This window comes from Bradyrhizobium sp. 26S5 (genome assembly GCF_036923295.1).
Taxonomy (GTDB): Bacteria; Pseudomonadota; Alphaproteobacteria; order Rhizobiales; family Xanthobacteraceae; genus Bradyrhizobium; species Bradyrhizobium septentrionale.
This window is the reverse complement of record NZ_CP145948.1, coordinates 7,931,510-7,946,364: the sequence shown is the minus strand read 5'-3', so window position 1 is coordinate 7,946,364 and position 14,855 is coordinate 7,931,510. Positions and strand designations below refer to the sequence as shown.

The 14,855-nt window shown below is 64.6% G+C and carries 11 protein-coding genes and 1 pseudogene; 8 read left to right on the top strand and 4 right to left on the bottom strand.

What is annotated here, in order from left to right; all coding sequences use genetic code 11:
- The first annotated feature begins 28 nt into the window (after positions 1 to 28).
- The 5 genes from V5279_RS37465 to V5279_RS37445 all read left to right on the top strand — a co-directional run bounded on the left by V5279_RS37465 (position 29) and on the right by V5279_RS37445 (position 4,348).
- Positions 29 to 946, top strand: a complete 918-nt coding sequence (locus V5279_RS37465; protein WP_338691941.1) for an amino acid ABC transporter substrate-binding protein — start codon at positions 29 to 31, stop codon at positions 944 to 946.
- 172 nt (positions 947 to 1,118) lie between these two features.
- Positions 1,119 to 1,850 (top strand): amino acid ABC transporter permease, encoded by a 732-nt coding sequence (locus tag V5279_RS37460; RefSeq protein ID WP_166298832.1) that lies wholly within the window; start codon positions 1,119 to 1,121, stop codon positions 1,848 to 1,850.
- A gap of 2 nt (positions 1,851 to 1,852) precedes the next feature.
- Positions 1,853 to 2,545 carry an amino acid ABC transporter permease gene (locus V5279_RS37455; protein WP_029079324.1) on the top strand — a complete coding sequence of 231 codons (693 nt, stop codon included), beginning with the start codon at positions 1,853 to 1,855 and terminating at the stop codon, positions 2,543 to 2,545.
- A gap of 19 nt (positions 2,546 to 2,564) precedes the next feature.
- Positions 2,565 to 3,296 (top strand): amino acid ABC transporter ATP-binding protein, encoded by a 732-nt coding sequence (locus tag V5279_RS37450; RefSeq protein ID WP_338691940.1) that lies wholly within the window; start codon positions 2,565 to 2,567, stop codon positions 3,294 to 3,296.
- A 191-nt stretch (positions 3,297 to 3,487) separates the two neighbouring features.
- A complete protein-coding gene (locus tag V5279_RS37445) occupies positions 3,488 to 4,348 on the top strand; it encodes a D-amino-acid transaminase (RefSeq protein ID WP_338691939.1) in 861 nt (286 codons plus the stop codon).
- Between the two features lie 204 nt (positions 4,349 to 4,552).
- Here the strand turns inward: V5279_RS37445 and V5279_RS37440 are convergent, their stop codons facing one another.
- From V5279_RS37440 to V5279_RS37430, 3 genes are all read right to left on the bottom strand, one after another.
- Entirely contained in the window at positions 4,553 to 5,011 is a 459-nt protein-coding gene (locus V5279_RS37440; protein WP_029079321.1) for a carboxymuconolactone decarboxylase family protein, read from the bottom strand.
- Between the two features lie 30 nt (positions 5,012 to 5,041).
- Positions 5,042 to 6,658, bottom strand: coding sequence for an MDR family MFS transporter (locus V5279_RS37435; protein WP_338691938.1), 1,617 nt, complete (start codon positions 6,656 to 6,658; stop codon positions 5,042 to 5,044).
- A 484-nt stretch (positions 6,659 to 7,142) separates the two neighbouring features.
- The gene (locus tag V5279_RS37430; RefSeq protein ID WP_338691937.1) at positions 7,143 to 8,291 is read right to left on the bottom strand and encodes an HlyD family secretion protein; all 1,149 of its coding nucleotides are present in this window, start codon (positions 8,289 to 8,291) and stop codon (positions 7,143 to 7,145) included.
- Positions 8,292 to 8,431: 140 nt separating this feature from the next.
- On the opposite strand from V5279_RS37430, the gene V5279_RS37425 reads away from it, so the two are divergent.
- The 3 genes and pseudogenes from V5279_RS37425 to V5279_RS37415 all read left to right on the top strand — a co-directional run.
- Complete coding sequence (locus V5279_RS37425; protein ID WP_166298826.1) at positions 8,432 to 9,340, top strand: LysR family transcriptional regulator; 909 nt, start codon at positions 8,432 to 8,434, stop codon at positions 9,338 to 9,340.
- Between the two features lie 252 nt (positions 9,341 to 9,592).
- The gene (locus V5279_RS37420) at positions 9,593 to 10,564 is read left to right on the top strand and encodes a tripartite tricarboxylate transporter substrate binding protein (protein ID WP_338691936.1); all 972 of its coding nucleotides are present in this window, start codon (positions 9,593 to 9,595) and stop codon (positions 10,562 to 10,564) included.
- Between the two features lie 105 nt (positions 10,565 to 10,669).
- Positions 10,670 to 11,107, top strand: a pseudogene (locus V5279_RS37415) (sodium:solute symporter); the annotation flags it as partial.
- On the opposite strand, the gene V5279_RS37410 reads toward V5279_RS37415, so the two are convergent.
- Complete coding sequence (locus V5279_RS37410; protein WP_338691935.1) at positions 11,078 to 14,722, bottom strand: indolepyruvate ferredoxin oxidoreductase family protein; 3,645 nt, start codon at positions 14,720 to 14,722, stop codon at positions 11,078 to 11,080. The pseudogene V5279_RS37415 and the gene V5279_RS37410 overlap by 30 nt on opposite strands.
- Positions 14,723 to 14,855 lie beyond the last annotated feature (133 nt).

Below are 14,855 nucleotides of genomic sequence, written 5' to 3'. Positions count from 1 at the left end.
CGATCGTTTCCACGCAAGGAGTAGACGTATGACACGCAACTATCTCATCGGCTTCGCGCTCGCCGCCGCGCTCGGCGCGAGCCAGGCGCAGGCAGAGGATCTGACCGGAACGCTGAAGAACATCAAGGACACCGGCGCGATCACGCTCGGCTACCGCGATTCCTCGATCCCGTTTTCCTATCTCGACGACAACCAGAAGCCGATCGGCTACGCCATGGACATCTGCTACAAGATCGTCGATGCCGTGAAGAAGGAGCTGAAGCTCGACAAGCTCGAGGTCAAGCTCAACCCGGTGACCTCGGCGACGCGCATTCCGCTGATGGCCAACGGCACCGTCGACCTCGAGTGCGGCTCGACCACCAACAATGCCGAGCGCCAGAAGCAGGTCGCCTTCACCAACTCGCACTTCCTGACCGCGAGCCGCTACGTCACCAAGAAGGCGAGCAAGATTAATTCGATCGACGACCTGAAGGGCAAGACGGTGGTCTCGACCGCCGGCACCACCAATATCAAGCAGCTCACCGAGGCCAACCTCGCGCGCGGGCTGAGCGTCAACATCATCCCGGCCAAGGATCATGCCGAGGCCTTCCTGATGGTCGAGACCGATCGTGCCGTGGCCTTCGTGATGGACGACATCCTGCTCGCGAGCCTGGTCGCCGGCTCGAAGTCGCCGGACGACTACGTCATCTCCAAGGACGCGTTCTCCAAGCCGGAGCCCTACGGCATCATGCTGCGCAAGGATGACGCACCGTTCAAGAAGGTCGTCGATGCCGCCACCGCCGCGCTCTACACCAGCGCCGAGGGTGAGAAGATCTACGCCAAGTGGTTCAACCAGAAGATCCCGCCGAAGGGCCTGAACCTCAACGTGCCGCTCGGGCCGGAGCTGAAGAAGCAGTTCACCAAGCCGTCGGACTCGCCCGATCCGGATGCGTATCTGGTCAACTGATCGTAATGCTGCGTTTGACCCGTCGCCTCTCGGCGGCGGATCCTGAGAGTTAAGTATGTCCGGCCATTTTTGGAGGAGAATGGCCGGACATTTGCATAGTCGCCAAGCGCGACGTAGACGCCGCGCGTGATGTCGGCGTAATGCGTGATTGGCGCGGGAGCGCGGGGGACCTGTGAACTACAATTGGAACTGGCACATCTTTCTCGAGCCGAACCCGATGGGGACCGGCACCTATCTCGACATGTTGCTGGCGGGACTGGTGGTCACCATCAAGGTGTCGGTGCTCGCCTGGATCATCGCGCTGGTGTTCGGCTCCGTGGTCGGCGTGCTGCGCACGCTGCCGTCGAAGACCGCGTCGTGGATCGGCTTCTGCTGGGTCGAGTTCTTCCGCAACATGCCGCTCTTGGTGCAGCTGTTCCTGTGGTTCTTCGTGCTGCCCGAACTTTTGCCGAGGGCTGCCGGGCTCTGGATGAAGCAGCTGCCGAATGCGCCGTTCTGGACCGCCGCGATCGGTGTCGGCTTCTTCATGTCGGCGCGCGTTGCCGTGCAATTGCAGGCCGGCATCGGCTCGCTGCCGCGCGGCCAGAAGCAGGCCGCAACGGCGTTGGGCTTAACCACGCTGCAGACCTATCGCTACGTGCTGCTGCCGATGGCGTTCCGCATCATCCTGCCGCCGCTGACTTCCGAATTCCTCAACACCATCAAGAACAGCGCGGTCGCCATCACCATCGGCCTGATCGAGCTGACCGGCCAGGCCCGTTCGATGCAGGAATTCTCGTTCCAGGTGTTCGAGGCCTTCACGGCGGCCACCGTGCTTTATCTTCTCCTCAATTTCGTCGTGGTGACCGCGATGCGCTTCCTCGAGCGCTACGTCGCGATCCCCGGCTACATCACGGGCAAATGACCATGCTCGGCAGTTTCGATTTCGACGTCATCCGCCGCTCGCTGCCCTATCTGTTCTTCGAGGGCATGCGCTTCACGCTGACCCTGACGGCGCTCGCCGCGTTCGGCGGCCTCGTGTTCGGCACGCTGATCGCCCTGATGCGGTTGTCGAGCTACAAGGTGCTCGGGCGCATCGCCGGCTTCTATGTCGACTTCATCCGCTCGCTGCCGCTGGTGCTGGTGATCTTCTGGTTCTACTTCCTGGTCCCCTATATCGGGCAGTGGGTGACCGGTGCGTCGCGGCCGATCACGGTCGGCGCATTCGCCTCCTCGCTGATCACCTTCATCATCTTCGAGGCGGCCTATTTCTCCGAGATCATGCGCGCCGGCATCCAGTCGATCTCGCGCGGCCAGCCGGCCGCCGCCAACGCGCTCGGCCTGACCTACAGCCAGACCATGCGCTACGTCGTGCTGCCGCAGGCATTCCGCAACATGCTGCCGGTGCTGCTGACGCAGACCATCGTGCTGTTCCAGGACACCTCGCTGGTCTACGTGCTGTCGATCCCGGATTTCCTCGGCGCCGCCAGCAAGGTCGCGCAGCGCGACGGCCGTCTGGTCGAAATGTACCTGTTCGCCGCGCTGGTCTACTTCGTCGTTTCCTGTGTCGCGTCGTTCTTCGTCCGGCGCCTGCAGGCGCGTATTGCCATTGTTCGCTGAACAAACAAGTTGAGCCATCATGATCGAGATCAATCACGTCAACAAATGGTACGGGCCGAGCTTCCAGGCGCTGAAGGACTGCACCACCAGTGTCGCCAAGGGCGAGGTGGTGGTGGTCTGCGGCCCGTCCGGTTCGGGCAAGTCGACCCTGATCAAATGCGTCAACGCGCTGGAGCCGATCCAGGGCGGCGACATCATCCTCGACGGCATCAAGGTAAACGACCCCAATACCGATTTGCCGAAGCTGCGCTCGCGCGTCGGCATGGTGTTCCAGCACTTCGAGCTGTTTCCGCACTTGCGGATCATCGACAATCTCTGCCTCGCCCAGGAGAAGGTGCTGGGACGCAAGCATGACGACGCCGTGGTCACCGCCATGAAGCTGCTCGATCGCGTCGGGCTGAAGGACCACGCCAAGAAATTCCCCGCAGAATTGTCCGGCGGCCAGCAGCAGCGCGTCGCGATCGCTCGCGCGCTCGCGATGAACCCGATCGCCATGCTGTTCGACGAGCCGACCTCGGCGCTCGACCCCGAGATGATCAGCGAAGTGCTCGACGTGATGGTCGACCTCGCCAGCGAGGGCATGACCATGATGGTCGTGACCCACGAAATGGGCTTTGCCAACAAGGTCGCCGACCGCGTGATCTTCATGGACCGCGGCGAGATCGTCGAGGACGCCAAGAAGGTCGACTTCTTCGGCAAGCCCCGCAGCGACCGCGCGCAGAAGTTCTTGTCGAAGATCTTGCAGCACTGATCTCTCAGCCGTCATTCCGGCGCGATGCGAAGCATCGAACCTCAGGTGCGCAATTGCGCACCGGGGAATCTCGAGATTCCGGGTCTGGTCCTTCGGACCATCCCGGAATGACGGCGGCCGGGGTTTATCCCCGTTAACAATTTGCGTATACGAAGGCCTGAAACTAGTCCTTCGTCCGCAGGAGAACTCGCGTGGAAAAGATCGCTTACGTCAACGGTTCGTTCGTGCCGCATTCCGAGGCCAAGGTCTCGGTGTTCGACCGCGGATTCCTGTTTGCCGACGGCATCTACGAGGTGGCCGCGGTGCTCGAGGGCAAGCTGATCGACAACGCCTCGCATCTGGCGCGGCTCAAGCGTTCGGTCGGCGAGATCCAGCTCGCGCTGCCGGAGACGCTGGAGCGGATCGAGGCGATCCAGAAGGAGCTCGTTGCGCGCAATAACCTCGTCAACGGCATGGTCTATCTCGAGGTCACCCGCGGCGCAGACAAGGGGCGCGACTTCCCGTTCCCGAAGGCCGACGTCAAGCCGACGCTGGTGATGTTCACCTCGGAGAAGGACATCATCAACGCGCCCTCGGCCAAGACCGGCATCAACGTCATCACGGTGCCCGACATCCGCTGGGAGCGGCGCGACATCAAGAGCGTGGCGCTACTGGCGCAGGTGCTGGCCAAGCAGGCGGCGGCCGCGGCCGGCGCCGGCGAGGCCTGGATGATCGAGGACGGCAAGGTCACCGAGGGCGGCTCGTCCTCGTCCTTCATCGTCACCCAGGACGACGTCATCGTGACCCGGCAGAACGGCAACGAGATCCTGCCCGGCTGCACCCGCAAGGCGGTGGTCAAGCTCGCCGAGGAGCGCCAGCTTCGCATCGAGGAACGCGCCTTCACGGTCGAGGAAGCGCTCGCCGCGAAGGAAGCCTTCATCACCAGCGCCTCGGTGTTCGTGCAGGGCGTGGTCGCGATCGACGGCAAGAAGGTCGGCACCGGCAAGGTCGGCCCGATCACCGACCGCCTGCGCGAGATCTATGTCGAGTTCGCGCGCGCGACGGCGGTTTGATCCGTCATTGCCGGGCTTGACCCGGCAAGCCATTGCGCTTCGATAGATGGCTTGCTGCTAGCGCAGAGGCCAAACCCGTCACCCTGAGGTGGCCGCTTCTTTAGCGGCCCTCGAAGGGTCGACGGCCACCGGCGGGGCCGTGCATCCTTCGAGGCTCGCGAGAGCTCGCACCTCAGGATGACGGAGAAGGGTTGCGGCCGCCCCTTACGCCGCGACCTTCACCTTCACCGGATGCACCGCGCGGAAGCCGATCGCGATCCGGTTCCAGGCGTTGATGGCGCCGATCAGCGTGGTCAGGTTGACGAGCTCGCTGTCCGAGAACTGTGCGCGCACAGCTTCATAGTCGGCGTCGGGCGCGTGCGTTTCCGATACCAGCGTCAGCGCTTCGGTCCAGGCCAGCGCCGCGCGCTCGCGCTCGGAGTACAGCGGCGACTCGCGCCAGGCGTTGAGCAGATAGAGCCGCTGCTCGGTCTCGCCGTGCTTGCGGGCGTCCTCGGTGTGCATGTTGATGCAATAGGCGCAGCCGTTGATCTGCGATGCGCGGGTCTTGACGAGTTCGATCAGCGATTGCTCGAGACCGCTCGCAGTGATCTGGGTTTCCACCGCGACCAGCGCTTTGATCGTCTCGGGTGCGGCCTGGTAGAAATTCATGCGGGGCTTCATGGTCCTTCTCCTTGGTTGGGGTTGGGGTAGTTAATGTGCACCGCCGCCAGCAAGCTGGCCCGGCTTCTTGAGGAAGAGTGTCGCAGCCAGCGCTACGATCAGCGCCACACCGAGCAGATAGAAGGTGTCGCTGAAGGCGAGGATGTAGGCCTGCTTCTGCGCGACGTTGCCGATCGCGGCGATGGCGCGGTGGGCGGCGGTGGCCTGATCGGCGACGCCGTGATTCATGAAATACTGCGTCATCTGCTCGATCCGGGTGCGGGTTGCCTGCTCCAGCAGCGAGACGGACTGCATCAGGACATTGGAGTGATACTGCTCGCGCTTGGTCAAGAGCGTCTGCAGCACCGCGATGCCGACGGCGCCGCCGAGGTTCCGCATCATGTTGAACAGAGCGGAGGCGGAACCGGCGTTCTCCATCTCGATGCCCGCGGTCGCGACCGCCGACAGTGGAGCCATCACCAGGGCCTGGCCGATGGCGCGGACCACGTTGGGCCAGAACAGCTGATCGGTGGCGTAATCGTTGGTCATGAAGATGTTCATGAAGTTGGAGCCGGCGAAGACCGCAAAACCGATGCCGATGATGATGCGGGGATCGAAGCGCTGCATCAGCCGCGGCACCAGCGGGATCAGCAGCAGCTGCGGCAGGCCGGTCCAGGCCAGCACCATGCCGATCTGCTCGGCGTTGTAGCCCTGGATGCGCGCCAGATACTGCGGCAGGATGAACACCGAGCCGTACAGCGCGATGCCGAGCAGGAAGTTGGCCAGCATGCCGAAGCCGAAATTGCGGCGGGCGAGCAGGCGCAGATTGAGCAGCGGCTTCTCGACGGTGAATTCGACGATCAGGAAGGCTGTCAGCGCGACGGCGGCGATCACCGACAGGCGGACGATGAAGGGCGAGCCGAACCAGTCGTCCTTGTTGCCTTCTTCCAGCACGGTCTGCAGCGCGGCAAGCCCGATCGCCATGGTGATGATGCCGAGCCAGTCGCCCCGGCGGATCAGCGACAGCTTCATCGGGCTCGGATCGAGCGAGACGTACAGCATCCCGATCATCACGGCGCCGGGCACCAGATTGACATAGAAGATGTACTGCCAGCCCCAGTTCTCTGTCAGATAGCCGCCGATGGTCGGGCCGATCGCCGGCGCAAACGTCGCCGACAGCGCGAACAGCGCGAGCCCGATCGGCTGCTTGGCCTTCGGCAGCAGCGTGATGATCAGCGTGAACGCCATCGGGATCAGCACGCCGCCGGTAAAGCCCTGGATGGCGCGCAGCGCGATCATCTGCGGCAGGTCCTGCGCCAGCGCACACGCCGCCGAGAACACCAGGAACAGGAACGCATTGGTGAGCAGATAGATGCGCACCGAGAACACCTGCGCGAGCCAGCCGGAGAGCGGGATCACCACGATCTCGGCGATCAGGTAAGAGGTCGAGATCCAGCCGCCGTCGTCGATCCCGGCGCCGATCGCGCCCTGCACGTCGGCAAGCGAGGCGTTGACGATCTGGATGTTGAGCACCGCCATGAACGCCCCGAGCGTGGCGCCGATCACCGCGATCCAGGTTTTCGTGGGGATCGCAGGCGTCGCCGGCGCGGCGGGCGGGGTGAGGGTAGCAGCGTCGGCTGCATTGACGGTGGGCTGGAGCGCGGTCATCGGAGTGTTTCCTGCTTGCCCGCGCAAGATGCATTAGGCGGCCGGTTTCGATAATCCGGGAAAGACTGGAAGGATTGTCCTCTTGTAATTGATAATCGCGCTGTGGTTTGCGCTCGTGACTGCGGCAGCGGCCACTGCAACACGGGCTCAGCTCGCGCAGGCGATTGGTTCGTGAGGTGAGCACGCCTCTCAGGCTCCCTCTCCCCTTGCGGGGGAGGGTGGGGAGAGGGGTGCCCCGGGCATTGGTGCCGGAGACTACGCGAGCCGCTTCAATCCTGCTGACGCGTTACTAGCAGCGGCAGTCGCGATCCGTCTGACGTCAGAGCAAGCGGTACCCCTCTCCCCAACCCTCCCCCGCAAGGGGGGAGGGAGCCCTGTCGCCGGTGATCGCGGCACGAAGAAGGGACGCTGTGGAACGAACACAGCAAAAACGCGACCAATCTTTACGATCGATCGCGTTTGGTTGTCGAAGAAAAGGAAAGTCCTACCCGCCACTCGGCCGCGTCACTGATGCCAGCCGCCGCTTCTCTTCACGATCGGCCAGCACGGTCGCCTTGGTATTGACGGTCGGGATCGCCGACATGCCCGGACGCAGCAGGCCGGTGAGGCTGCGGTCGTCGAGCACGATCTTGACCGGCACGCGCTGCACGATCTTGGTGAAATTGCCGGTGGCGTTGTCGGGCGGCAGCAGCGCGAATTCGAGACCGCTGGCCGGCGACAGGCTGTCGACATGGCCCTTCAGCGTGGTGCCGCGGAAACTGTCGACGGTGAGTTCGACCGGCTGGCCGTTGCGCACATGGGTCAGCTGCGTCTCCTTGAAATTGGCGACCACATAGACCGCATCGAGCGGCACCACCGCCATCAGCTGGGTGCCGGCCTGGACATATTGCCCGACCCGGAGCGTGCGGGCGCCGACTGTGCCGTCGACCGGCGCCGTGATTTTCGTGTAGGACAGGTTGAGCTCAGCCTGCTGTTCGACTGCGCGGGCGCGATCCACCTGCGCAACAGCCTGGGCACGCTGCGTGGTCAACACGTCGACCTTGCGCTGCGCCGCCAACAGCGCCGACTTGGCGTGCTGCAGCTGCGCGGTGTTGGCGCGCAGCGCCGCGTCGGTCTGCTGCGCACGCTGAATGGTGCCGGAGCCGGACTTCATCAGCCCGTCATAGCGGGTCTGCTCTTCCTGCGCGAATTTCAGATTGGCCTCGGCGGCTTCGACATCGGCGGTGCTCTGATCGATGATCGGCTGTTGCAGCTCGAGCTGGGCATCGAGATTTCGCACCGAGGCTCCAGCGGCGTCGACATCGGCCTTGGCCTGGCCGAGCGCCGTGCGGTAGTCACGATCATCGATCTGGGCCAGCAACTGGCCGGCCTTCACCGGCTGGTTGTCGGTGACCAGCACGCGGGCGATGTAGCCCGACACTTTCGGCGCGATGATCGTGGAGTCCGCCTTCACATAGGCGTCGTCGGTCGATTCGAGGTAGCGGCCGGTGGTGAGGTAGTCGTAGCCGAAGTCGGCGGCGGCGATGATGCCCAGTCCCGCGGCGAGGCCGAGCGCCACCCGCTTGATCGCCTTGCGGGACGGGCGAAGACCAATTTTAGGAGATTCTTCAGGGATATAGGTCGTGGTCGACATGGCGTCCTCCTGGTCGAAATCTGCGTCCTTCCAGAAAGGGCGCCTGCCAGGCCCCCTAGATGCAATATCCTCCCGGCTGTGATAATCCCGATAAAACTGGAAGCATTATCAAGCCAGCGCTGATAATCCGGACCTGCCGAATGGATCGCCTGACCAGCCTGACCGCCTTCGTCCGGGTCGTGGATTCCGGCGGTTTTTCCGCAGCCGGCCGCAAGCTCAACATGTCCACCACCATGGTGAGCAACCACGTGCAGTCGCTGGAGGACCGGCTCGGCGCGCGGCTGCTCAACCGCACCACGCGCAAGGTCAGCCTCACCGAAATCGGCCAGGCCTATTACGACCGCTGCGTCCAGATCCTCGCCGATATCGAGCAGGCCGATGAAGTCGCCAGTGCGCAGCAATCGGTGCCGCGCGGCACGCTGCGCATCTACACCAACACCCATGTCGTGCAGTTCCTCTCGCCCGCGGTCGTCGAGTTCCTGGCGACGTATCCCGACGTCAAGGTCGATCTCGCGATTGGCGAGCGCAATGTCGACCTGATCGACGAGAATTTCGATCTCGCGGTGAGGATGATCCCGCCGCCCGATTCCAGCCTGATCGTGCGCAACATCGCAACCTGGCGGCACGTGCTGTGCTGCTCGCACAGCTACATCGCGCAGCACGGCAAGCCCGAGCAGCTCGCCGACCTCACTGATCGCAACTGTATCCGTCACATCAGCTATCCCTTCGACGAATGGCGCTTCGTCGACCGCAAGGGCGCGCCGGCATCGGTCCGGGCCTCGGGCAATCTGATCTCCAACAGCGGCGAGACGCTGAAGCTCGCCGCAATGGCGGGCGTCGGCGTTTACCTGGCGGCCGGCTTCCTGGTGCGCGACGAGCTGGAGTCAGGCGAATTGGTCCGGCTGTTGCCGGAGTACCGGCCGGTCGAGCTGACGATGAACGCGGTCTATCCGCACCGCCATCATCTCTCGGCCAAGGTCCGCACCTTCATCGACCTCCTGGTGCATCACGCCACCGAGCAGCAGAAGCTGATCAATCCGTATTCGTGAGGAGCGGTGTGTTCGTGCTTGCTAACACTACGATCCCAAATCTATCTCCGTCATCCTGAGGTGCGAGCTCTTGCGAGCCTCGAAGGATCGACGGCCACCAGCCGGGCCGTTCATCCTTCGAGGCTCGCTCCGCTCGCACCTCAGGATGACGGGTCTGGCAGCACAGCGTTTCCTTCCGCGTCATGACCGCCCGGCATCCCTTGCATGGCCACTGCGTGTATGAAGGACGCAGCAGCTGCGCCGGGGCCGTTGATGATGTTGCGATACCTGACCACCATCCTGTTCGCGATCGCAGCAAATGTGCTGCTGCAGGCGCCGGCGCTCCCCGGCTATCCCGACCATATCGTGAAAATCGTGGTGCCGTTCGCGCCGGGGGGCGGCACCGATGTCGTCGCGCGCACGCTGGCGCAGGAGATGCAGAAGGATCTCGGCGTCACAATCATCATCGAGAACAAGCCGGGGGCGGGCACCATCATCGGCACCCAGAGCGTCGCGACCAGTCCGGCCGACGGCTACACGCTGCTGATGGCGACCTTCGCCAACGCCGTCAATCCGAGCCTTTACCGCAAGCTGCCCTATGACGCGCATAAGGACTTTGCGCCCGTGGCGCTGGTGGCGCGCTCGTTCAACGTCGTGGTGGTCAATCCGGCTTCGCCGATCAAGTCGATCGCAGACCTGATCGCGGCCGCGAAGGCCGATCCGGAAAAGCTCTCCTACGGGACCTATGGCACCGGCACCTCGGCGCATCTGGCCGGCGAGTTGTTCAAGCACATGGCGTCCGTCAATTTCACCACCGTTCCCTACAAGGGCGCGGCGCCCGCGATCACGGACCTGATGGGCGGCCAGATCCAGGTGATGTTCACCACGGTCGCAAGCTGCGCCTCGCTGGTCGAGGCTGGGCAGCTGCGCGCGATCGGAGTCACTTCGGCCGAGCGTTCGGCCTCGTTCCCGCAACTGCCGACGGTCTCGGAAGCCGGCGTATCCGGCTACGCCGCGGAATCCTGGTACGGCCTTTACGCGCCAGCAAACACGCCGTCAGATGTCATCGACCGCCTCAACAAGTCCGCGGCCAGGGCCGTGCAGGCGGAGGCCTTCAAGAGGCTCAGCGTCAATGAGGGCCTCGTGATGGTGGCCCAGCCGCCGGCCGAGCTCGACCGCTACTTTGCCGGCGAGGAGGCGCGCTGGCGCAAGGTGATCCAGGACGCCGGCATCAAGGCCGAATAGGCGGCATGCACAGCACAGCGATCACACCTTTTAGCATCGCCATGAGCAACTGTGATTCTAGACGCAACGAACTGCTCCTGGGGTCGTTGATGACGGGACGCCGGCACCCGCAATGTCTGGAAGTCCTACGTCAATCCGGACATCTCGCATGCCGGTGAGGCGTCGGTGGCCAAGATCACCTCGCTGGTGGTGAAGGTCGGCGCGCTCGCCTTCATCCTGTTCCTGCCGACGCAATATGCGCTCGACCTGCAACTGCTCGGCGGCCTCTGGATCGTGCAGACGCTGCCGGCGCTGGTGTTCGGCCTGTTCACCGTCTGGTTCCGCGCCGAGGGCCTGCTGCTCGGCTGGGCGGTCGGCATCGGCTGGGGGACGTACACGTCATGGAGCAACGGGCTGAAGCCGCTCGCCAGCATCTCGCTCGGCGGTTCCAGCTACAGCTTCTATGTCGGGCTCGGCGCGCTCTTGCTCAACATCGTGGTCGCTGTGGCGGCGACGGTCGTGGTCGGCCTGATATCACCCGCCAAGCGCAGCGCGGCGGCCTGAGCCGTCGCCGGCATCCGGTGGGATGGCGACAAGTCGCGCGGTCAGCCGCGTGACTTCCGCCTTGGTCTTGTCGATCGCGGCGTCCTTCACCGGCCCATAGCCGCGGATCTCCATCGGCGCTTTTGCAATCGCGACGAAATCGGGCAGGCGGGTCTTGTCGAGATTGCCGATGATCGTATCGATCAGCGTCTGGTACCAGCCGATCAGCTCGCGCTCGGCGCGGCGCTCCGCGGTGTAACCGAACACATCGAACGGCGTGCCGCGCAGCCCCTTCAGCCGTGCCAGCAACCGCAGCGGCGTCTGGATCCACTGGCCGAACGCGCGCTTGCGCGGTCGTCCGCGGGCATCGTGGCGGCCCGGCAGCAACGGCGGCGCAAGATGGTACTGTACCGTGAAGTCGCCATCGAATTCTTTGCTGAGCTCGTCGAGGAAGCCCGTCTGCATATGCAGCCGCGCCACCTCATACTCGTCCTTGTACGCCATCAGCTTGAACAGCGACCGCGCCACGGCGTCGGTCAGGGGGAGTTTAGCCTCGCCGCGAGCTCGGTCGGCCTCTCCCGCTTGCGGGGGAGGCCGTAACGCATCGATAGATGCGTTAGGGGTGAGGGCTCTCTCCGCGATACGACTCGTGGAGAAACCCCCACCCCAACCCTCCCCCGCAAGCGGGAGAGGGAGCGCACCTTGTTCGCGGTCGCTGCCGAGCGCCACCTCGGCACGCCGCACCCGATCGACTGTCGCGCGATAGCGCGCGGCATAGGCCTCGTCCTGGTAATCGCGCAGGAAATCGGCGCGCCGCGCGATCATTTGGTCGAGCGTCTCGGGCGCGTTGGCGTCGGCATTCTCGGCCTTCGGCAAGAAATCCGGGTCGGCAAAGGCTAGCCGGCCCCAGGCCAGCGCCTGCCTGTTGCGCTCGACCGTGACGCCGTTGAGCTCGATCGCGCGGGTCAGCGCGTCGAGCGAGACCGGCACCAGGCCCTGCTGCCAGGCGAAGCCGAGCATCATGATGTTGGCGTACACGCTGTCGCCGAGCAGCCGCTCGGCCAGCGCATTGGCGTCGATCGCGGTGAGGTTGCCTGATCCGATCACCCGCTCGATGGCGCGCAGCCGCACCGGCGAGGCGAGGTCGGCGTCGCGAAAGCGCACCACATCGCCGGTCGGCATTTCAGCCAAATTCACCGCGGCGCGCATGCCCCTGCGATAGGTCCCGGAGGCCTTGGCTGACGAGCTGACCACGAGGTCGCAGCCGATCAGCGCGTCGGCCGCGCCCTGGTCGATCCGCACCTGATGCAGCGCCTCGGGCGCCGCCGCAAGCCGCAGATAGCTCAGCACCGGGCCGAACTTCTGCGCGAAGCCGGTGAAGTCGAGCACCGAGACGCCGCGGCCCTCGAGATGCGCGGCCATCGCGATCAGCGCGCCGACCGTGATCACGCCGGTGCCGCCGACGCCGGTGACCAGCAGATCGTAGGGCTTGTCGAGTGCCGCAAGCTCCGGCGCGGGCAGCGCCGCCGCGCGCGCGAGCGGATCGATCGCGCTTGCGCCCTTCGCCCGCCGCTTGCCGCCTTCGATGGTGACAAAGCTCGGGCAGAAGCCGTTGAGGCAGGAAAAGTCCTTGTTGCAGGTCGAGAGGTTGATCTTGCGCTTGCGGCCGAGCGGCGTCTCTTTCGGCTCGACGCTGAGGCAGTTGGATTCCACCGAGCAGTCGCCGCAGCCCTCGCAGACGAGGTCGTTGATATAGGCGAAACGCGCGGGATCCGTGATCGTGCCGCGCTTGCGTCGCCGGCGCTTTTCGGTGGCGCAGGTCTGCTGATAGATCAGCACGGTGACGCCTGATATCTCGCGCAGCTCGCGCTGCACGGCGTCCATCTCCTCGCGCGGATGGATGGTGACGCCGCCGGGCAAATCCGCCGGAGCGAACTGCGCGGGATCATCCGACACCAGCGCGATCCGCGCGACGCCCTCGGCGCGGACGCTGTGCGCGATCGCCTGCACGCTGACCGGGCCGTCGACCGGCTGGCCGCCGGTCATCGCCACCGCGTCGTTGAACAGGATCTTGTAGGTGATGTTGGCCTTGGCGGCGATCGCCTGGCGGATCGCCATCGAGCCCGAGTGATAGTAGGTGCCTTCGCCGAGATTCTGGAACACATGGCTGTTGCCGGTGAATCTCGACGACGCCGCCCAGTTGACGCCTTCACCGCCCATCTGGATCAGCGACGAGGTCTCGCGGTCCATCCAGCTCGCCATGAAATGGCAGCCGATGCCGGCCAGCGCCTTCGATCCTTCGGGCACTTTCGTCGACGTATTGTGCGGGCAGCCCGAGCAGAAATACGGCGTCCGCGTCGCGCCCGGCACGGCGATCGTGCGATCCCGTTCGGGCGCGAGCGCGGCGACGCGGCGGGCGAGTTGCAGCTCGGGGAACATCGGATCGAGCCGCCGCGCCAGCACGTCGGCCAGCATCAGCGGCGACAATTCGCCGATCCAGGAGATCAGCCGCGCCCCTCGCTCGTCATGCTTGCCGACCATCCGCTCCGGCTTGGAGCCGGGATAGTCGTAGAAATACTCCTTGAACTGGCTCTCGATGATGCCGCGCTTCTCCTCGACCACCAGGATCTCGCGCTTGCCCTTCACGAACTCCATCGCATCGTGTAGCGCCAACGGCCACACCATGCCGACCTTGTAGATGTCGATGCCGAAGCGGCGGCAGGCGGCTTCATCGAGGCCGACCAGCCCCAGCGCTTCCATCAGATCGAGATGCGCCTTGCCCGTGGTGACGATGCCGTAGGTCGCGTTCCTGATGTCGTAGATGCGGCGGTCGATCGGATTGGCTTTTGCGAAAGCGTAGACCGCATGCTTCTTGGCCTCCAGCCGCTCCTCGATCTGCGGCCCCGGCAGATCGGGCCAGCGATAATGCAAGCCGCCGGGCGGCGGCACGAACTCCGGCAGCGCGAAGACGCGCGGCGGCGCAAGCTCGACCGAGGCGCCGGATTCCACGATCTCCGAGATCGCCTTGAAGCCGACCCACATCCCGGAGAAGCGGCTCAGCGCATAGCCATACTCGCCGAAGGCAAGATATTCGCCGACATCGGCCGGATGCAGCGTCGGCATGAACCAGCTCATGAAGGCGACATCCGACTGGTGCGGCATCGAGGACGACACGCAGCCATGGTCGTCGCCGGCCACGACCAGCACGCCGCCATGCGGCGAGGAGCCATAGGCATTGCCGTGCTTCAGCGCATCGCCGGAGCGATCGACGCCGGGGCCCTTGCCGTACCACAGCCCGAACACGCCATCGACCTCGCGGTCTTTTTGCGTCTCGACCTGCTGCGAGCCGAGCACGGCCGTTGCCGCGAGGTCCTCGTTGACCGCGGGCAGGAATTCGATGCGGCTCTGCTTCAGCCGCTCGCCGATCTTCCACAGTTCGAGATCGACGCCGCCGAGCGGCGAGCCGCGATAGCCGGAGATGAAGCCCGCGGTGTTGAGGCCTGCGGCGCGGTCGCGCCTGATCTGGTCGAGCTCGATGCGGACGATCGCCTGCGTGCCGGTGAGGAAGACGCGGCCGCGTTCGCGGCTGTAGCGCTCGGAGAGCTGGTAGGCGTCGAGCAGCGGCATCTGGCCCATGACTGAGCCTCCTGGAATCGCAATGTCTGATCCGACAACGCTATGCCCGGATGCCTGGTAGGTCTTACCCATCTATTCTCTGCGAGGACCAATTGTGGTAGATTATTCCGAAATTGAAGGAGTATCGGTATTT

Coding starts and splice junctions, on each gene's coding strand:
- V5279_RS37465 (WP_338691941.1), top strand. CDS start 29: ATGACACGCAACTATCTCATCGGCTTCGCGCTCGCCGCCGCGCTCGGC.
- V5279_RS37455 (WP_029079324.1), top strand. CDS start 1,853: ATGCTCGGCAGTTTCGATTTCGACGTCATCCGCCGCTCGCTGCCCTAT.
- V5279_RS37450 (WP_338691940.1), top strand. CDS start 2,565: ATGATCGAGATCAATCACGTCAACAAATGGTACGGGCCGAGCTTCCAG.
- V5279_RS37440 (WP_029079321.1), bottom strand. CDS start 5,011: ATGAAGCCCCGCATGAATTTCTACCAGGCCGCACCCGAGACGATCAAA.
- V5279_RS37435 (WP_338691938.1), bottom strand. CDS start 6,658: ATGACCGCGCTCCAGCCCACCGTCAATGCAGCCGACGCTGCTACCCTC.
- V5279_RS37430 (WP_338691937.1), bottom strand. CDS start 8,291: ATGTCGACCACGACCTATATCCCTGAAGAATCTCCTAAAATTGGTCTT.
- V5279_RS37425 (WP_166298826.1), top strand. CDS start 8,432: ATGGATCGCCTGACCAGCCTGACCGCCTTCGTCCGGGTCGTGGATTCC.
- V5279_RS37420 (WP_338691936.1), top strand. CDS start 9,593: ATGATGTTGCGATACCTGACCACCATCCTGTTCGCGATCGCAGCAAAT.
- V5279_RS37410 (WP_338691935.1), bottom strand. CDS start 14,722: ATGGGCCAGATGCCGCTGCTCGACGCCTACCAGCTCTCCGAGCGCTAC.